The organism is Nocardioides ginsengisegetis, from assembly GCF_014138045.1.
Lineage (GTDB): Bacteria > Actinomycetota > Actinomycetes > Propionibacteriales > Nocardioidaceae > Nocardioides > Nocardioides ginsengisegetis.
The window spans coordinates 809,425-826,955 of record NZ_JACGXA010000001.1 but is presented as its reverse complement, the minus strand read 5'-3'; the positions used below and the strand labels follow the sequence as shown (position 1 = coordinate 826,955).

Genomic DNA, 17,531 nt, shown 5'->3' with positions numbered 1-17,531 from the left:
CTCGCGCGAGCGAGCCGTGGCCGGGCACGCCTCGCCAGACTGAGCCCTTCGGCCGTCTACCCCCAGGGGGCTCCGATGAGCACACGTGCGAGGGCGTTCCGCAGCCTGGCGGTCGTGGCGACCGCGGTGGCCCTGGCGATGTCCAGCCCGGCGGCGTACTCCTCACGTGACAGGGCGACGCCACCGCCGATCTCGCGGCTCGGCACCGCCCCCAGCGGCTACACCATGGGCGACCCCCAGGTCCTGCGCACGAGGGACGGGGTCACGCTGGTGGCCTGGGACGAGTACTACCAGTCCCCCAACCACCTCCGTCTCGCCCGCAAGGTCGGCGCCAACGCGTGGCAGCGCGTGCCCGTGCCCGTCGGTGACCTGACGTCGATCAGCCCGCCGTACCTGATCGAGGACACCGTCGGCGATCGCGTCATCATGGCGGCCAACGGCCAGGGCGAGACGGACGGAAGCCTGGGGACCTACGTCTGGACCTCGGCCAACAACGGCCGCACCTGGAGCGACCCGCAGATGGTGTGGGACAGCTTCGGCTCCGGCAACCTCACACCGGACGGCTCCGGGGGCTTCTACGCCGTCAGCGACCTGACGGGCGTCAGCGTCGTCCATGTGCCCTCCGCGCTCACGATGCAACACTGGCCCGACGACGACCTCGTCCTCAGCGACCGCATCGCCAGCCGCGGCGCCCTCGACCTCGCCACCATCGGGCGCCACAACACGCTGCTGTTCGGTTTCGCCGACGGGCACAACCAGGCGTGGGTGCACGTCACCGCCACTCCGGGCAACGACAGAGACGTGCGGGTGATGCGAGGCCTGTACGCCGACGGCGCCCTCAAGCTCGCCGCCGACCGCACCGGCGGCGTGGCCGTGGCGATCCGCGAGGTCCACACGCCGGCCGGCAACGTGAACCGGCTCTTCGCCGTCGCCTTCCAGATCGACGGCAATGCCCTGGTGCTGCGCACGCTGCGACCGATCAGCAGCCTCGGCGAGGACGTCGTCAACTTCGGCGTCACCACGCTGAAGACGGCGACGGGCGGTTCGACCGGACGCTTCCGCATCGCCTGGCGCAACGACGCCGACCGGCTGCGGACCCGACAGTCGTCACAACCCAGTGACCCCGTGTGGGGCACGACGAGAACGATCGTCACCTTCCCGGCCCGCGGCTACGTCTATCCGGCCACTCCGGCGCTCGACGGTGCGTGGACCTCGCTGCACGCCTACACGAAGGACCTGCACGAGGTGGAGATCGCGGTCCCGCTCGGGTGAGCCGCCAACCCGGCCCCCGGCGCGTATGCCTGACGACGCGCTCAGGCGCGTCCTGGGGCACACGCGGCTCGTGAACGTCTCCGAAATGCCGTCAGGCCCGGCGATTGCCGGGCCTGACGATTTGTAGCGGGGGCAGGATTTGAACCTGCGACCTCTGGGCGGAATCAGCGCCCTTCGGAGTGCTACGGGCTAGGTCCGAAAATCACGGGATTCCCCTTGTTTGTGGGGAAACACCACTCTGACGAACCTCAGGATACCCGACGCCTGCCGAGATGCACCGGGGGTTTCTGGACACTAAATGGACCCGATCTGAATCCGTCGGAGCCGTCGTCGCGTCGGAGCCGTCGTCGAGAGGTGCGGAACCAGTCCGTATCTCCATCCGCAGACGCGTCCTCCCGCCCACGATGACGCGCGCTTGACCGACACCTTCTTGGCCCGTGGTAAGGGTCAAGAGAAGGACGGCCGAAGCACCCAGAGAGACACTCTGCGGGATCCAAGGTGCGTCGGGTCAGGTGCACTGAACCCGAGGGGGCTGCGGGAAAGCCGGTTCGGCGTCGGTTCCCGGGACTACTGTGGCGGCCCCGAGCGGACGCTCGGGTGCTCTTCGCGGCTGTTCGTCGGCTGTCGGGGGTGCGGGAATGCGCGACGGCGAGCCATGAGTGCCGGACGCGGCGAGTTGAGCACGGTCTCGGGGACGACGAGACGCATACGAAGGGGAAGACGGTGGTGAACGCACCGCAGGGCACCGACCACGAGACCGACCAGGAGCCAGACCGGCAGGATCACGAGGTTGGCTCAGTTGACGCGCCTGAAAGCGCTGAGATGCAGAATCCGGACGCTCAATCGGACCCGACGGTGGACTCGAACATCGTGCCGGCTACGTCCGCGAAGGACTCCGTGGCGACCGCCGCGCGGGCCGACGACGTACCCACCGAGAAGAAGTCTGCCGACAAGCCCCTGCAGTCGCTGACCCCAAAGTACGAGGAGAGGCACCACGGCACCTACCTGAAGCGCCTGGAGCAGGCGGTCAAGGACCCGAGCAACCTCAACATCGCGCTGACCGGCCGCTACGGTGCGGGCAAGTCCAGCGTGCTGAATGAGTTCGAGGAGAAGAACCGGAAAGCCGTCCTGCGGCTCGCGATCTCGACTCTCGCTCCGGGCGAAGAGGACGAGAGCACGACCAACCGGATCCAGAAGGAGATCGTCAAGCAGCTGCTCTACGGCGCTTCGGAGAAGGTTGGGAAGAACTCGCGGTTCAACAAGATCGCTGTCCTGAGCCGCCGCAAGGCGTTCCTGCAATCCGCGGCGGTCGTCCTTCCGTTTGTGGGTCTCGCGTACGTGTTCGGCATGCTGCCGCACCTGAAGTGGCCCACGGCGCAGGATCCGACGTGGCTGCGGGCGATCACCTGGGTCGTGGCTGTTGGCCTGGTGACGGTGCTGGGGATGGTGGTGCGGCTGCTCACCCACGGCCGCTACGACGTGAAGGACGTCTCGGCCGGCGGTGCGGCGCTCACGTTGTCGGAGAAGCCGCAGACGTTCTTCGACAAGTACATCGACGAGATCGTGCACTACTTCGCGCAGGAGCCGAAGGACATCGTCATCTTCGAGGACCTCGACCGGTTCGAGGACCCGAACATCTTCGAGGCGCTGCGCGAGCTGAACGTGCTGCTCAACGACACCCCCGAACGGCGCAAGAAGCGCAAGGGGAACCTGGCCGGGCGGGCGTTCGCTCGCGTGCTCGAGCGGATCAACGACACCTGGCTCCCCCGTCTCGAGACGGAGCTCCCGTACCCGTGGGCTGGACGTGTGCTGGGACTGGGTGAGCCGCTGCGGTTCATCTACGCGGTCCGTGACAGCGTCTTCAGCCAGATCGAGGCCACGCCTACCCGAAGCTCCACCAGGGACGCCGCAGCTGGACCCGTGCCCGCAGCGCAGGGTTCGGACCAGAACCCCGCACCGGCGCCTGCGCCGGAAGCTGAGCTCGACGAGGCTGCCGCAGAGACGCTGCGTGCGAACCGGACGAAGTTCTTCGACATCGTCATCCCACTGGTGCCGTTCATCTCGCACCGGAACGCACGCGACCTGTTGGTCAAGCTCCTCAAGGAGCGTGACATCACTGGCATCGACCCGCGGCTGGTGAACACGGTCGCGCAGCACTGCACCGACATGCGGCTGATGCGCAACATGTGCAACGAGTACCTGGTCTTCGCCGAGCGTCTCCTGGAGCCAGCTGATGACCTCACGCCTGCACCTGGGCTCGATGCGACCCACCTGTTCGCGCTGGTGGTGTACAAGAACTTCCACCTCGAGGACTTCGAGGACATCACGCGTCGCGACAGCGACCTGGACAAGGTCTACGACTTCGCGCAACGGCTCACACGCGAGACCATCAGCGCACACGAGAGGCGCATCCGTGTTCTGCTAGCCCGTCCGGAGCGGTTTCAGGAGCGTGCACCGCGCGCCAAGCAGCTCGGCGAGCGTCTTGCCCTGTTTGCATCGAACGTGAGGGCCGCGCAGTCCTCGCCCTACAACAACCAGTGGAAGCTCTACCGGTTCAAGGTCGGCGACCGCGGATTCGGCGCCGATCGGGTCAGCGACTACGAGTTCTGGGCCGCCGTCGCGAAGACGCGCACCCTCGAGGTCGTTCTGGCGCACCAGGAGTCCGGTGGGTCGAGTACCGTCGGACACACCTTCGACGACACCGGGCTCAGGATGTTCGTCCCCGAGGCCCTCGACGCCGACCGGTGGGCCGACTTCGATCAAGACGCCATCGACACCGAAATCGTGATTATGGAAGGCGACATCGAGACGCTTCACCGCGCCGACTTCGCCGAGCTCGTCACCACCGACTTCACCCTGTCGCTGCGCGACGGCGAGGCCGCCTCCAAGAGGCTGACGCGCCTGAAGAACCCCAAGGGCCCGCACACGTTCGCGGACCTGCTGGACGCGACGTTGAAGTCCGAGCTCGCGCGCGACCTGGTCCGGCGCGGCTACATCGACCGGAACTTCTCGCTGTACGCCGCCCAGTTCTACGGCAACTTCACCGGCGTCGACGTCGCGAACTTCATGGTCCAGCACGTCCAGCCGAACGTCATGAACATCGACTACGACCTTAGCCGCCCGAAGGAGGGCGAGCGCGAAGGTGCTGCCGCGAACCTTCTTCTCGAAGCCGAAGACGCAGGCGAGGACCTGCTTAACACGGTCGCCGCGTACAACATTGACCTGGTTAACCACCTCCTCGAGACCCGTCACTCCGGCGCCGACACCGTCGCGCGGCACCTCATCGCAACCTGGCCCGGGGAGAAAGCGCGCGATTTCCTCGCGGCGTACTTCACCTCCAAGAAGGCACGTCGTGAACACCTCGCCGCGCTTCTGACTCGATGCCGCTGGCGAGAGGTGTTCACCTACCTGACCTCGAACGTCGACGTACCAGCTGACGCGCGCGTGATGCTGACTAACGCCGCCCTGGCTGCGTTCGACGTGGACGCGACCTACGACCTCGGGGCGGGAGTCTGCGACTTCGTCACCGACAAGTACCACAGCATGTCCGTGTTCACCGGAAGGCCCGCGGCCGAGAACCCGCAGCACGCGTCGGAGGACGCCGAGCAGCGTGCGGCTGAGCGGGTGTCTGAGAGGTTGGCTGAGCGCCTCGATGTCATGTTGAGCCGCGGCAACGTCGTCCTCACCTCGCTCGCGCCGTTGAGTGGGGACATCCGCGACCTCGTCGTCGAGGGGAGCCGCTACGACCTGAGCGCCGACAACCTGCGCATCGCGCTGGGCCTGGCGGACTCCGACCCGGTGTCCCTAGACGCGCTCACCGACGCGGAGACCGGAAACGAGACGGTCTACTCCTACGTCCTCGCGGACCTGCCCGGCTACCTCGCCGCCGTCGACGGCGACGGCAAGACCCCCGCCGCCGTCACCGCGCCGAGAACCCTTGCCAAGGTCCTCTCCGACATCGTGGAGAACCGGACCGCGGACCAGGAGTCCGGCGAAAAGGAAGGCACCCCTTCCGGCGACCTCGCCGATCTCCTCAGCCGGACCGCGCCGAGCGCCCGGCTACGTTACGTGCGCAATGCCCCGCTGGTCACATGGAAGGCCCTCGCAGAAGCGAAGCGGTTCCGTTCATCGCTCGCCAACATCGAGTCCTACCGAGGCGAGATCGGTTTCATGGACAGCCACCTCGCGCAGCTGCTCGAGGACGACGGGACCGTCCACATCGACGAGAAGGGCGACACCACCGACCCCAACGGCGACGAGTACGACCGTCAGGCCGCAGCCCTTGCCATCCTCAACACGAGCGAGCTCACGACGCAGGTGCGCGTCGATCTCGTCACCTCCTTGGAGCCCGAGCTCCCGTTGCCGGCGCTGAGCATCACCCCGGAAGGCAGCGACCTGTTCGCACGCATGCTCAACGCCGAGCTCGTTAGCGACGACGAGGAAACGTTCTCGCACCTGCGCGCCGGCGGCTGGGCCGCACTAGGCCCCGCCATTGCGGCCTCCCAGGGCGTGACGTCCTTCCTGAGTGCTGCGCTCTTGGAAGGCATGGTCGCCGACGCACTCACCGACGACAGCACGGCCGAGAAGGTCGAGAACCAAGTCCTCGCGGACGTCAACACGTACGTGCCGGAGGACGATTGGGCAGAGCTCCGGGCAGTCGCCACCTACGCAGACCAGCACCGAGTCGCACTCGACCCCGCAGTCGTGGCCCGCATCGCCCGCGTAGGCGACGGGCGGGACGGACGCGTCGGGCCCATGATGCTCCGGCTCTTGGACCGGAGCTCGCCAGGTGCGTCCGCCGACCACGTCGTGGAGACGTTCCTGCACCTGGGGGGGCCATACAACCGCATCACCAACCCACAGGACTCGTTCGACCTCGACTTCACCGAGGTCCACGACCGGCTCCTGAAGATCCTGCACTCCGAGAACCGCATCAGCAGGGGCTACCCGCGCATCCCCACGCGCAGGTACAGCGTCACCGTCTCCTAACGTGGCGGGACTCGCCGCGCAGAAGCCAGGCCAGGTCGGCGTGGACCGCGCTCGACATCCAAAGCTCCCTCAGCGCCGAAACGGCGCAGCCGGTTGGCGTCGCGTACGGAGCATGGCGCCCGTTGGCCCCCCGGTCCGATCGTTTTTCAGGTGCGTCTATCCGCCGCCTACGACTGTCACCGCATGCGTCCTTTGCCGCCGGTGGTGCGCGATCGCACCGATGTCCGCCTTATGGTGGCCCAACCATGCTGGTCGAGCCATCGACGGTGTGACCGAGGACAGCGCCACAGCCACTCCTCCCTTCTGGGCGACTGTCCGTCCGCAACTCCTGAGCCAGAGTCAGCCAACGTGCCCGCGAGGTCCGGATCTCCATCCCCAGATGCAGGGTCAGGGCAGAGGAGTGCCTGACCGCTCAGGAGCCCCGGGGCGGACCGCCCCGAGCTTCAGGGGCGTAGGGCGGCAGCCGACTCAACCAGGCCGTCGCGCTCGAGCATGGCGAGGACGTTGGAGAACGTCGCCGGCGGGTTCTCACGAGAGTCGGCAATCCGTTGAACAGCGCTGTAGACCGCCTCGCGGCTGAGGTCGATCTGGTCGAGGATGAAGTCGTCGGGTGACTTCGCCTCCATGTCCCACGGCTCGAGCGTCGAGGGCGGGAAGTCCTTGAGGTTGTTGGTCACGATCACCTGGGCGCGGGCCTTGATCGCGGCTGCGAGCACGTGCCGGTCGTCGGGATCTGGCAGGTCGATCGCCTCGATGAGCGGTTCGTAGCCGGTAACCAGGCAGTCGCGCACGGCCCGGTTCATGAGGTCGCGGGTGCGGGCCAACTTCGCCGGGTCCAGGTCGGGTCGGTCCGCGGTGAGGTTGTCGAAGACCTCGTCGAGGATCTGGTCGGTCCACTTGGCCTGGACGAGCCCGGCTTGCGCGACGCGGATCAGGAGGTCGCGGAGCGTGCTCGGGTAGAGCACGTTGGCGTCGTAGAGGACGACGAAGGGCACCTCAGAGCAGGCCCATCTCGTGGTTCAGCCGGGTCAGCTCGTCAGCGGCCTCGCGGCGCTCCTGGTCGTCACGTGCCAGGTGGGCCAGCAGCGACTGGGCCTTGATCCGGCGGTGCTTGCCGACCTTGCGGTACTCGATCTGGCCGGCGTCAAGCAGGCCGATGAGGAACGGCCGGCTGACGTTGAGGAGTTCGGCTGCCTGCTGGGTGGTGAGCTCGGCGTGGGCGGGCACGACCGAGACACCCTGGCCCGCCGCCATGTGCGCGAGCACGCGGGCGAGGAGCTCGACGGCGCCCCGCGGGACGACCAGCGTCTCCTCGGGGTCGTCAGAGACGACGAGGCGGATCACGCTGTCGTGATGGGTGGCCAGGTAGTCCTTGATGTGCGGCAGCGCCTCGACGGCGGTGCTGATGTCGGACTCATCGGGCTGGATGGGGGCGAGCGCCAACGCGGTCATGGTGTCTCCTCTCTCCGGCTCGATTATTCGCAATATTCGAAGCAAACGCAATAGTTCAACTCAAGGTGTCAATCTTTCCCCCGTGCAACTCACCTCCGTGCCGCCGCTGCGGCGCACCACCCTGCAGACCTGGATCACCGACACGCTCGAGGCCGGTCGGTCACCCAGCACCGCACGGATCCGCCAGCAGGCCGTGCGCCGCTACGCCGCCTGCCGATGTCGCCGCGCCGCGGTGGGTTGTGGAGCACCTCCCAAGCCCGGCCGTCGATCACCAGCGGATGTCTGAGTACCACGCCTGGGTGAGACACCACTGCGATCCCGAGGCCGTGGGTGGATGCCTGGGGCGGGCTCCAAGACCTACCGGCGCCCCTGGTCCTCGGGCGTCCGGGTCGACACCCGGTCGACCGACCGTGCCAGCTCGATCAGGATGGTGTGCCACCAGGCGTGCCCCGTTCTCGAGGACTCCCGAACCTCGAGGAAGCACCGCTTGCAGGTGAACTTGCCCTCGGCCAGGTCCAGCGGCCGAAGGACTCGGTCGGCTCGCTCGTGCCATCGTCGGTGCAGCTTGACGTCGTTGACGCTCGCTCCACACGTTTCGCATGTCATGTCTACCTCGGCGCGTTCTCTGTCGAGAATGCTGGCGGCCCCCGCCCACGAGCAGTCGATGCAATGGGGTCGCAACCCATGTCCGGGTTCTGGGGACTCCTTGGATCGGTGGAGAATCCGAGGGACTTCCCCGTGGGTCCAGGGGAAGCAGGGCTGCGACAACACGCGCCGTGGCACCGAGATACCCGCCCACGCGAGTGACTCAGGATGCTATTGACCCCGTGGCGCCTACCTCCGAGTAGGTGATGCGCATCACACTGGTTGTCTGATCCCCGCAACGTCGTCGAGCATCCCGCCCACGGATCCACCCGACCTGGTCTGGACACGCGTCTCACGTACTCGCAAGTCAACTAGAGCTACCGACGCGACACCCATAGCCTCGCCACGTCTGCCCAACCCACGTTGGCACCCCGTCCCCTGTGATGTGCCGACGATGGCGAGGGAGCGCCGGCGGAGCCGTTACCTCCGTCGTAGTGGGACGAGACGTCCCGCCCCTTTCGCCAGGGGCGGGACGGCCTCGCGTCGTCATGTTCAGGTGGGAGCATCTGGGGCCGAGGAGTCGCGATTCCAGCTCGTGTGCGAGTAGCCGGCGAGCGGAAGCGACTCCCTCTCCCCGCCCCGGCTCGGTCCTTCACCACCGGGCCGGCTTCTCGATCGGTCTGGCGCCGGAGGCGGCTGTTCCGGGGTGGAACGTGACCCACGTCACCTACTGCCCGGTAGGCCTGCTGGCGCGGCGGCGAATCACTAGCGTGACCTGTGGCGAAGGTCAGGACCCAACCAGCCGCTACATGCTGACACGGCCTCCCCATCGTGGACACGGACCAGGCTCGGGACAGTTCCGGTCACTGCGCGGCCCCGGCGATCCCGGAGGGCTCTGCGGAGTTCTCTAACGACCAGATCGCGGCGCGGCGACACCGCATCCCCCTGGCGGTCACCCCTGCGCGGCGTACGCCGCAACCCCGAGTTGAATCCAGGTCCCTGATGTCCGCACCCACGCCAACCCCAGCAACCACGGCGCCCTGCGAGATCTGCTGGGCAGAGGTGGCCACGCACCTCTACGGGTTCCACCGCGAGTGGCACCGGGCCCAGACCGTGGGGCATGCGTCGATCGAGGAGCGGATCCTCCGTCGGGCGACCGTCGCTGCCACCGACGTCGTCCGCGACCGGCTGGCGGCGCTGGCCGAGAAGACGCGGACTCCGTCATGATCCGGATGCGCTGCCTGACCGCGGTGGTCACCTCAGTCGTCGTACCGGCCGGGGGTCATCTCGTCGACCTCAGTTGGCGCGCGGTGTCGTCGGGCTGGCAGTCGCGTCCCGCCCTCCAGCGACGACCGGGCTGGTCACCTCGACCCGACGAGTGCCTCTACGGCGACTGGTTCGGGTGACACCCATGCCCGGCTGAGTCGCGCGCGACGACGGGTCGGCGACGGTTCAAGGGGTGCCGTGGTCTGGACACGCGTCTCACGTACTCGCCAGTCAACTAGAGGCGCCGACGCCATCCCCCTAGCCTCGGCGTGCTCGCCCCACCGGCTTGGTCCCCGACCCCCGTGGTGTGCTGATGACGGTGGGGCGAGTGCGCCGACGGAGTTCTGCCTCCCGTCGTGATCGCTCGCGTCGTCCCTCCCCGTTCGCCGGGGCGGGACGACCTGCGAGAGCAGTCAGCGACCGGCCGCCGGGGCTTGCTCGTCGACGTAGATCGTGCCGCCGAGCTCGAGGAACTCCGCCGACTTCTCCGCGAATCGTTCCCGGACGTCCTGGCTGATCCGCATCGAGCAGAACTTCGGGCCGCACATCGAGCAGAAGTGCGCGGTCTTGGCGCCCTCGGCGGGCAGGGTCTCGTCGTGGAAGGCCTGGGCGGTCTGCGGGTCGAGGGACAGCGCGAACTGGTCGTGCCAGCGGAACTCGAAGCGGGCCTTGGACAGGGCGTCGTCCCAGTCCCGGGCGTGCGGGTGGCCCTTGGCGACGTCGGCGGCGTGGGCGGCGAGCTTGTAGGTGATGACGCCGGTCTTGACGTCGTCGCGGTCCGGGAGGCCGAGGTGTTCCTTGGGGGTGACGTAGCAGAGCATCGCGGTGCCGTGCATGGCGATGGTGGCGGCGCCGATGGCGCTGGTGATGTGGTCGTAGCCGGGCGCGATGTCGGTGGCGAGCGGGCCGAGGGTGTAGAACGGCGCGCCGTGGCACCAGTCCTGCTGGAGCCGGACGTTCTCCTCCACGAGGTGCAGCGGCACGTGACCGGGGCCTTCCACCATGACCTGGACGTCGTGGGCCCAGGCGCGTTCGGTCAGCTCGGCGAGGGTGCGCAGCTCGGCGAGCTGGGCGGCGTCGTTGGCGTCGGCGACGCTGCCGGGGCGCAGGCCGTCGCCGAGGCTGAACGACACGTCGTAGGCCGCGAAGATCTCGCAGAGCTCGTCGAAGTGGGTGTAGAGGAAGTTCTCCTCGTGGTGGGCCAGGCACCAGCCGGCCATGATCGAGCCGCCGCGGGAGACGATGCCGGTGACCCGCTCGGCGGTCAGCGGCACGTGGCGCAGCAGCACGCCGGCGTGGATGGTCATGTAGTCGACGCCCTGCTCGCACTGCTCGATGACGGTGTCGCGGAAGACCTCCCACGTGAGCTTGTCGGCCTCGCCGTCGACCTTCTCCAGCGCCTGGTAGATCGGCACGGTGCCGATCGGGACCGGGCTGTTGCGCAGGATCCACTCGCGGGTGGTGTGGATGTCGTCGCCGGTGGAGAGGTCCATGACGGTGTCGGCGCCCCAGGTCACCGCCCAGGTGAGCTTGTCGACCTCCTCGGCGATGCTGGAAGTGACCGCGGAGTTGCCGATGTTGGCGTTGATCTTCACCAGGAACGCCTTGCCGATGACCATCGGCTCGGCCTCGGGGTGGTTGACGTTGGCGGGGATGATCGCGCGGCCCGCGGCCACCTCGGAGCGGACCAGCTCGACGTCACAGCCCTCGCGGCGGGCGACGTACTGCATCTCGGCGGTGACGATCCCGGCGCGGGCGTAGTGCATCTGGGTGACGGTGGCGCCGTCGACCGCGCGGCGGGGCGGATTGCGGGTGCCGCGCCACTCGTCGCGGGCTGCGCCGCGGCGTACGGCGGAGCGGCCGTTGTCGTGCAGCTGCGCCTCGCGGCCGGCGTAGGTGGTGGTGTCGCCGCGGCCCTCGATCCAGCCGGCCCGGAGCGGTGGGAGGCCGACCTCGGGGTCGCTGCCGGGGCCGGCGGTGCAGTAGCGGTCGAAGGCCTCGCCGTTGGTGAGCGCGACGCGGGTGACGGGCACCCGGATGTCGCCGTGCTCGCCGGGGTCGCCGTGGTCGACCAGGACGCGGGTGTGCGCGGGGTGGACATTCATGCGGGTTCTCCTGTGGGGGTTGTGTGGGCGACGGGTCCCCGGCCGCGGCCGAGGGTCCAGCGCCTGCTGACGTCGAGCTGCCGGACCGTGAAGAGCCCGGCGTGGTGGACCGCTGCGTCGAGGTCGGCGCCGCGGGCGAGGTGGGCGGCGAGGGCTGCGCTGAACGTGCAGCCGGTGCCGTGGTCGTTGGTCGTGGGGACGGCGCGGTGGGTACGGGCGACCGGGCGCTGGCCGGGCAGGGCGAGCCAGTCGGTGCAGGTGCCGCGGGTGCCGCCGCCGGTGAGGACGACGGCCGGGCCGGTGTCGGCGAGGGCGGCCGCGGCGGTCGCGGGGTCGGTGGCCCGGCCGAGCAGGACCGCGGCCTCGTGGGCGTTGGGGGTGATGACGGTGGCGGCGGGGAGGAGGTGGGCCCGGTAGGCGGCCACGACGTGCTCGTCGCCGAGCACGACGCCGCTGGTGGCGACCAGCACGGGGTCCACGACGAGGGGGCGTCCGGCGAGATGGCGGGCCAGGAGCTCGACGACCTCGGGCGTGCCGAGCATGCCGGTCTTGACGGCCGCCACAGGGAGGTCGTCGAGGACGGCGTCGAGCTGGGACTCGACGCTGGCCAGCGGCACCGGGTGCACGTCACGGATGCCGGTGGTGTCCTGGGCGGTGACGGCGGTGACCACGCAGGCGCCGTGCACCCCGAGGGCCGCGAACGTCGCAAGGTCGGCCGCGATCCCGGCCGCTCCCCCGGAGTCGGTGCCGGCGACGGTCAGCGCGACAGCGGGGGTCATCGGAGCTCCGCGAGCAGGCGGGCCACGACCCGGGCGGGCTGGGCGGCGCGCATGACCGCCCCCATGACCGCGACCCCGTGGGCGCCTGCCTCGACGGCCGCGTGGGCGTTGCCGGGGTCGATGCCGCCGAGGGCGAAGACCGGGATGCCCGGGTCACCGGTGAAGGCGTCGGGCGGGAGCGGCGGTCCGTGGCCGGGCTTGCTGGCGGTGGCGGCGTACGGCGACAGGGTCGCCCACGCGGCGCCTTCCGCGGCCGCGCGTCGTACGTCGTCGGCCGAGTGGCAGGACCGGCCGTGGAGTCCGTCCACGCGTTCCTGGTGCGCCGCGAGGTGCAGGCCGTGCGCGGCGGGGTCGGCGATCCGCGAGGAGATCACGGTGAGGCTGTCCAGCTCGGCGAGCCGGACCATGAGGGCCTGCCGGTCACGGGGAGCGAGGTCGAGCTCGCGGACGACCACGGCCTCCAGCCCGGCGTCGACACACTCCGCGATCGTGCGCGACAAGGACCTGCCCTTGCTGAGCTGGGCCCGGTCGGTGAGCAGGAGCAGGCGCGTCTTCATGCGGTCTCCCGGGCCGGGCTCGAGGCGCGGGCGGTGGACCGCTTCGGGATCCGGCCCGCGCACCGGGCGACGTGGCCGGCCTCGACGGCGAGGGCCAGGGCGCGGCCCATCGCGACCGGGTCGTCGGCGCGCGTGATCGCGCTGGCGGCCAGCACCGCGTCGCAGCCGAGCTCCATCGCCAGGGCGGCGTCGCTGGCCGTGCCGACGCCCGCGTCCAGCACCACGGGGACGCCGACCGCCGCGACCACTGCCTCGATCGCGTGCGGGTTGAGGATCCCGAGCCCCGATCCGATCGGCGCGCCGAGCGGCATCACCGCCGCACAGCCGACGTCCTCGAGCCGACGGGCCAGCACCGGGTCGTCGGTCGTGTAGGGCAGCACCGTGAACCCGTCACGGACCAGCGTGGCGGCCGCGTCGAGCAGCTCGACCGCGTCGGGCAGCAGGCTGCGCTCGTCGCCGATCACCTCGAGCTTGACCCAGTCGGTGCCCAGCGCCTCCCGGGCCAGCCGGGCGGTCAGGACGGCCTCCCGGGCGCTCAGGCAGCCGGCGGTGTTGGGCAGCAGCCGGACCCCGGCGCGGGTGAGGGTGTCGAGCAGGCTGCCGTCGCGGGTGGCCGACGTACGCCGGACCGAGACCGTCACCAGGCCGGGCCGCGCGGCGGCGAGGAGCGGCTCGAGCAGCGCCGGGCGGGGCAGGCCGCCGGTGCCGAGGAAGAGCCGAGAGGTGAGCGGGACGCCGGCGATCTCCAGTGCGTCGGTCATCCGCCCTGCACCGCCGTGACGACCTCGACGACGTCGCCGTCGTGGAGAGCGGTCGCGGGGTGCCGCTCGCGCGGGACGACCTCACCGTTGACGGCGACGGCGACGCCCCGCCAGTCGGCGAGGAGATCGGCGACGGTGCTGCCGGGCTCGAGGGCGCTGGGCTCTCCGTTGAGGGTGATGCTCATGGGCGGATCCGTTCGTCGAGGAGGCGGCGGGGGTCAAGGGCGGCGTGGACCAGGCCGTGGTCGAGGTGGTCGGCGACAAGGCGGGCGGTCAGCGGCGCGAGCAGCACGCCGTGCCGGAAGTGACCGGCCGCGAGCACGACGGCGGGGTCGTGGGTGGGGCCGACGAGGGGCAGGTGGCCGGCCGTGGCCGGCCGGTCCCGGGCGAGCACCTCCGTGAGCTCGGCGCGGTCCAGGCCCGGCACCAGCTCACGCGCGGCCTCGAGCAGCCGGGCGATGCCGCCGATGGTCGCGACCGGGGGCGCGTCGTGTTCCTCCGAGGTCGCGCCGATCACGACCTCACCACCGCGTCGGGGCACGACGTAGACCGGGACGCCGTGCACCCAGCCGCGCACCGTGCGGGCCGGTGGGTCATCGGTGCGGGCCCGGGCGACCTCGCCGCGGACGCCGTGCACGAGGTGGGTCCAGGGTGCGGGCAGCCGGGCGCCGGTGGCGACGACGGTGACGTCCGGGGTCGTGGCGTCGGCCACCGGCCGGACGGATACGCGCGCCAACAGGGCCGCGACCACGGCCCGTGGGTCGACGCTGTGGTCGCGCGGCAGCAGCGCTCCCCCGGCGACGCGGGCGGACAGGGTGGGCTCGAGGCGCCGTACGGCGGCCGCGGCGAGGACGTCGACCCGATGGCCGTGCGCGGCCAGCAGACCGACCTGCCGCTCCACCTCCTGAAGGTCCCCGGCATCACGTCCCACCAGCAGCGTGCCGGCGGTCGCGAGTGGCACGCCGAGGTGTCCGGCCCAGTCCGGCCACAGTGCGAGGCTTGCCATCCCGTGGCGGAGGATCTCCTCCTCGCCGTGCCACACCTCGCTGGAGGGGCTGAGCATCCCCGCCGCGGCATGGCTGGCACCCAACCCCGGCGCGGGGTCGACGACCTCGACCGCGTGGCCCCGGACGAGCAGCTCCTCGGCGCAGGCCAGGCCGATGATCCCGGCCCCGAGGACCCGGACCCGCATCAGGCGACCGCTGCCACGAGCTCCTTCGCGGCTGCGACCGGGTCGGGCGGCCGCCAGATCGAGCCGATCACGGCGACCCCGTGGGCGCCCGCCGCACGCACCAGGGCGGCCCCAGCCGCATCGATGCCCCCGATCGCGATCAGCGGCAGCACTCCGGTGGCTGCGGCGACCGCGGCCACGCCCAGGGGGTCGGGCAGACCTGCCTTGGAGGCCGAGGCGAACACCGGACCGAAGCCGGCATAGTCCGCCCCCCAGTCACGGGCCGCCACGACCTCCGCACGGGAGCGGCAGGTGGCCCCGATCAGCAGTCCCGGTGCGATCCGGCGCGCATCGGCCACCGGCAGGTCCGTCGCACCAAGGTGAACCCCCGCGGCCCCCGCGACCAGGGCCACGTCGACCCGGTCGTCGACGACCACGAGGGCGCCGTACTCCTCGACCGCGGCGCGGACTGCGCGGGTCAGGGCCAGCAGCGCACGGTCGTCGACCGCCTTGGCGCGGACCTGGAAACCCGTGACGCCCGCCGACGCAAGGGCCGGCAACACGGACAGGTCGTCGGTGGCATCGACCAGACAGAACAGGCGTGGCAACAGCACGGAACGCTCCTCGCTTCCTTCGCCGGCATGACCCGGATCAGGTTCGACGGTCGGAGCGGAACAGCTCCCTCTCAGCTCGCTGCCGCGAGCTCCCGTGGTGGTGCAGAAAACGTAGCGCACACGGGGACGACGCAGATCGGCCCGTCCAGAACGCGGCCGTGCTCGGGCCGGGCACGGACTCCATCTACGTAGCCGAATACGTAATCCCCCGGTCGTGGACGACGGCCTGTCGACCTTCACTGGAATCACGACGAACAGCACCCCGACCCAGGAAGCGAGGCAGCCATGACCCCCCAGACCAGCACCGCAGAGACCACCCGGCTGCGCTCGATCCTCCTGGACCTGGCCCGGCACCAGGACGACCTCGCTGCCACCGAGGCCGCGGTCACGCCGTACTGGTGCCCCTGCCCCCCGAGCGTCCTCGGACACCGCACGGCCGCGGCCGCGCTGCGCGCCCAGGCCGACCTGGTCGCGTGAGGAGCCGGAGCCATGCACACGGTCCTCCCCCAGAACGAGAAGTACCTGAGCGACGTCTTCGGCTCGCACCTGCGTGACGGGGCGTGCGTCCTCGATGTCGAGCGCGAGGTCGGCTACGTGCGCCTCGAGTTCGGCACCCGGCGCGGTCCCGACTCGGCGTACTGGGACGGCTGGTTCTCCGTCACCCGCACCCGGGACGCCCACCCCCTGAGCGGCAAGATCATGAACGGCCCGATGGTCCAGCTGATCGGCAGCGCGTCATGACCTGGCACACCGCCACCGTCCCGCCCACCGATCTCGCGGCTGCTCTGGCCTCGATCCAGCGCGTGCACGGAACCGTCATCAGCTCCAGGCCCGAGCCGGACGGCATCCACCTCACCTGGACGACCTCGTCGGCCTCTGGCGGGAACCTCCGATGACCACTCAGGCCGACTACATCAGGTTCGCCGCTCTCGGCGACTCAGCCACCCTCGGTCTTGACGACCCGGTCGACAGGGGCTGGCGCGGTTGGGCCCGCCTCCTGTCCGACGCCATCGCCACCGCTCACCAGGTGTCGTTCTGCAACCTGGCCCTGCCCGGCGCGACCGTGTCCGAGGTCCGTGAGCACCAGCTACCACTGGCACTGGCCCACCGCCCGGTCATCGCCTCGCTCGTGGTCGGCCTCAATGACGCCATGCGCTCAACGTGGGACGCGCGACGGATCCGTGAGGACCTGCTCCATTGCGCACGCGAACTGGCCGAGTCGGGAGCGATGGTCATCACCGCCCGGTTTCACGACCACGGTAGGGCCATCGGCCTCCCCGGGTTCCTGGCTCGCCCCCTTGCCAGGCGGATCGCCGAGCTCAACGGGATCTACGACGAGGTCCACGAGCTCTACGGCGTGCTGCGCATCGACCTGGGCCCAGACGGTGCCGCCGCCCACCGGGACTTCTGGGCCCATGACCGGCTCCACCCCTCCGAGCTCGGGCATCGCCACGTCGCGGTCCGCGTCGCCCGGTTGCTGAACGCGGAAGGGCTCGAGTTCGAGCTCCCCTCGCTCGTCTGCACCGGGCCACGCGTGGGCCGTGTCAAGGGTGCGCAGGTGCTGGCGACCGAGGCGGCTCCCTGGATCGCGCGCCGCATCCGTGACTTGACGCCGCATGCGGGCCGCCTGCTGGTCAGGCAGGTGCGCTTGCGGTGGTGACCTGACACCGCAGCCGAGGGTCTTGACGCCGCACGAGCCACACGCAGGACACGACCGCGCGCCGTACGCGCCACGTGCGAGCTGCTCAGGCTCAAATGGCTTCAGGCCCGGAGATCCGTGGATCTCCGGGCCTGAACTTTGTAGCGGGGGCAGGATTTGAACCTGCGACCTCTGGGTTATGAGCCCAGCGAGCTACCGAGCTGCTCCACCCCGCGTCGGTGAACAGAACCTTACGGGATGGGCTGATCGGGTCCAAATCGGGGGTGGGGTTTCGAGACGCTCGCTGGCGCTCGCTCCTCAACCACCGAAAGCCGCTGGTG

The 17,531-nt window shown here is 70.1% G+C and carries 15 protein-coding genes, 1 tRNA gene and 1 riboswitch; of the genes, 6 read left to right on the top strand and 10 right to left on the bottom strand.

Going from position 1 to position 17,531, the window contains the following annotated elements; genetic code table 11:
* Positions 1-75 precede the first annotated feature (75 nt).
* Positions 76-1,272: a hypothetical protein gene (locus FB382_RS03870; RefSeq protein WP_182536960.1), complete on the top strand. Its 1,197-nt coding sequence runs from the start codon at positions 76-78 to the stop codon at positions 1,270-1,272.
* A 723-nt stretch (positions 1,273-1,995) separates the two neighbouring features.
* Positions 1,996-6,261, top strand: a complete 4,266-nt coding sequence (locus FB382_RS03865) for a YobI family P-loop NTPase (RefSeq protein WP_182536958.1) — start codon at positions 1,996-1,998, stop codon at positions 6,259-6,261.
* Between the two features lie 443 nt (positions 6,262-6,704).
* Here the strand turns inward: FB382_RS03865 and FB382_RS03860 are convergent, their stop codons facing one another.
* Both FB382_RS03860 and FB382_RS03855 read right to left on the bottom strand, forming a co-directional pair.
* The gene (locus FB382_RS03860; RefSeq protein WP_182536956.1) at positions 6,705-7,256 is read right to left on the bottom strand and encodes a VapC50 family PIN domain-containing toxin; all 552 of its coding nucleotides are present in this window, start codon (positions 7,254-7,256) and stop codon (positions 6,705-6,707) included.
* Position 7,257: 1 nt separating this feature from the next.
* Positions 7,258-7,713: a helix-turn-helix domain-containing protein gene (locus tag FB382_RS03855; RefSeq protein WP_182536954.1), complete on the bottom strand. Its 456-nt coding sequence runs from the start codon at positions 7,711-7,713 to the stop codon at positions 7,258-7,260.
* 1,647 nt (positions 7,714-9,360) lie between these two features.
* Here FB382_RS03855 and FB382_RS03850 point away from each other — a divergent pair.
* Positions 9,361-9,525 carry a hypothetical protein gene (locus FB382_RS03850; RefSeq protein ID WP_182536952.1) on the top strand — a complete coding sequence of 55 codons (165 nt, stop codon included), beginning with the start codon at positions 9,361-9,363 and terminating at the stop codon, positions 9,523-9,525.
* Between the two features lie 452 nt (positions 9,526-9,977).
* On the opposite strand, the gene thiC is transcribed toward FB382_RS03850, so the two are convergent.
* The 7 genes from thiC to FB382_RS03815 all read right to left on the bottom strand — a co-directional run bounded on the left by thiC (position 9,978) and on the right by FB382_RS03815 (position 15,551).
* Positions 9,978-11,669 carry a phosphomethylpyrimidine synthase ThiC gene (gene thiC, locus FB382_RS03845; protein WP_182536950.1) on the bottom strand — a complete coding sequence of 564 codons (1,692 nt, stop codon included), beginning with the start codon at positions 11,667-11,669 and terminating at the stop codon, positions 9,978-9,980.
* Positions 11,666-12,448, bottom strand: a complete 783-nt coding sequence (thiD, locus tag FB382_RS03840) for a bifunctional hydroxymethylpyrimidine kinase/phosphomethylpyrimidine kinase (protein ID WP_182536948.1) — start codon at positions 12,446-12,448, stop codon at positions 11,666-11,668. Before thiD ends, thiC begins: the two co-directional genes overlap by 4 nt.
* On the bottom strand, positions 12,445-13,005 hold the full coding sequence (locus FB382_RS03835; protein ID WP_182536946.1) for a thiamine phosphate synthase: 561 nt from the start codon (positions 13,003-13,005) through the stop codon (positions 12,445-12,447). Before FB382_RS03835 ends, thiD begins: the two co-directional genes overlap by 4 nt.
* Positions 13,002-13,766 (bottom strand): thiazole synthase, encoded by a 765-nt coding sequence (locus FB382_RS03830; protein WP_182536944.1) that lies wholly within the window; start codon positions 13,764-13,766, stop codon positions 13,002-13,004. The genes FB382_RS03835 and FB382_RS03830 overlap by 4 nt, the downstream gene beginning before the upstream one ends.
* A complete protein-coding gene (thiS, locus tag FB382_RS03825) occupies positions 13,763-13,951 on the bottom strand; it encodes a sulfur carrier protein ThiS (RefSeq protein WP_182536942.1) in 189 nt (62 codons plus the stop codon). The genes FB382_RS03830 and thiS overlap by 4 nt, the downstream gene beginning before the upstream one ends.
* On the bottom strand, positions 13,948-14,958 hold the full coding sequence (locus tag FB382_RS03820; protein ID WP_182536940.1) for an FAD-dependent oxidoreductase: 1,011 nt from the start codon (positions 14,956-14,958) through the stop codon (positions 13,948-13,950). Before FB382_RS03820 ends, thiS begins: the two co-directional genes overlap by 4 nt.
* Positions 14,958-15,551, bottom strand: coding sequence for a thiamine phosphate synthase (locus FB382_RS03815; RefSeq protein ID WP_182536938.1), 594 nt, complete (start codon positions 15,549-15,551; stop codon positions 14,958-14,960). Before FB382_RS03815 ends, FB382_RS03820 begins: the two co-directional genes overlap by 1 nt.
* Positions 15,548-15,657: riboswitch (TPP riboswitch) on the bottom strand. Its footprint overlaps the gene before it by 4 nt.
* A 179-nt stretch (positions 15,658-15,836) precedes the next feature.
* On the opposite strand from FB382_RS03815, the gene FB382_RS03810 reads away from it, so the two are divergent.
* The 3 genes from FB382_RS03810 (at position 15,837) to FB382_RS03800 (ending at position 17,211) form a co-directional block, all read left to right on the top strand.
* The gene (locus FB382_RS03810; protein ID WP_182536936.1) at positions 15,837-16,028 is read left to right on the top strand and encodes a hypothetical protein; all 192 of its coding nucleotides are present in this window, start codon (positions 15,837-15,839) and stop codon (positions 16,026-16,028) included.
* A gap of 12 nt (positions 16,029-16,040) precedes the next feature.
* Entirely contained in the window at positions 16,041-16,292 is a 252-nt protein-coding gene (locus tag FB382_RS03805; protein ID WP_182536934.1) for a hypothetical protein, read from the top strand.
* 151 nt (positions 16,293-16,443) lie between these two features.
* Positions 16,444-17,211, top strand: coding sequence for an SGNH/GDSL hydrolase family protein (locus FB382_RS03800; protein ID WP_182536932.1), 768 nt, complete (start codon positions 16,444-16,446; stop codon positions 17,209-17,211).
* 141 nt (positions 17,212-17,352) lie between these two features.
* On the opposite strand, the gene FB382_RS03795 is transcribed toward FB382_RS03800, so the two are convergent.
* A tRNA-Met gene (locus tag FB382_RS03795) sits at positions 17,353-17,426 on the bottom strand.
* Positions 17,427-17,531 lie beyond the last annotated feature (105 nt).

Bases quoted from the DNA above. Each gene is read 5' to 3' on its own strand.
- FB382_RS03820 (WP_182536940.1), bottom strand. From the start codon at position 14,958: ATGCGGGTCCGGGTCCTCGGGGCCGGGATCATCGGCCTGGCCTGCGCC.
- FB382_RS03870 (WP_182536960.1), top strand. From the start codon at position 76: ATGAGCACACGTGCGAGGGCGTTCCGCAGCCTGGCGGTCGTGGCGACC.
- FB382_RS03855 (WP_182536954.1), bottom strand. From the start codon at position 7,713: ATGACCGCGTTGGCGCTCGCCCCCATCCAGCCCGATGAGTCCGACATC.
- FB382_RS03835 (WP_182536946.1), bottom strand. From the start codon at position 13,005: ATGAAGACGCGCCTGCTCCTGCTCACCGACCGGGCCCAGCTCAGCAAG.
- thiC (WP_182536950.1), bottom strand. From the start codon at position 11,669: ATGAATGTCCACCCCGCGCACACCCGCGTCCTGGTCGACCACGGCGAC.
- thiS (WP_182536942.1), bottom strand. From the start codon at position 13,951: ATGAGCATCACCCTCAACGGAGAGCCCAGCGCCCTCGAGCCCGGCAGC.
- thiD (WP_182536948.1), bottom strand. From the start codon at position 12,448: ATGACCCCCGCTGTCGCGCTGACCGTCGCCGGCACCGACTCCGGGGGA.
- FB382_RS03830 (WP_182536944.1), bottom strand. From the start codon at position 13,766: ATGACCGACGCACTGGAGATCGCCGGCGTCCCGCTCACCTCTCGGCTC.
- FB382_RS03805 (WP_182536934.1), top strand. From the start codon at position 16,041: ATGCACACGGTCCTCCCCCAGAACGAGAAGTACCTGAGCGACGTCTTC.
- FB382_RS03810 (WP_182536936.1), top strand. From the start codon at position 15,837: ATGACCCCCCAGACCAGCACCGCAGAGACCACCCGGCTGCGCTCGATC.
- FB382_RS03800 (WP_182536932.1), top strand. From the start codon at position 16,444: ATGACCACTCAGGCCGACTACATCAGGTTCGCCGCTCTCGGCGACTCA.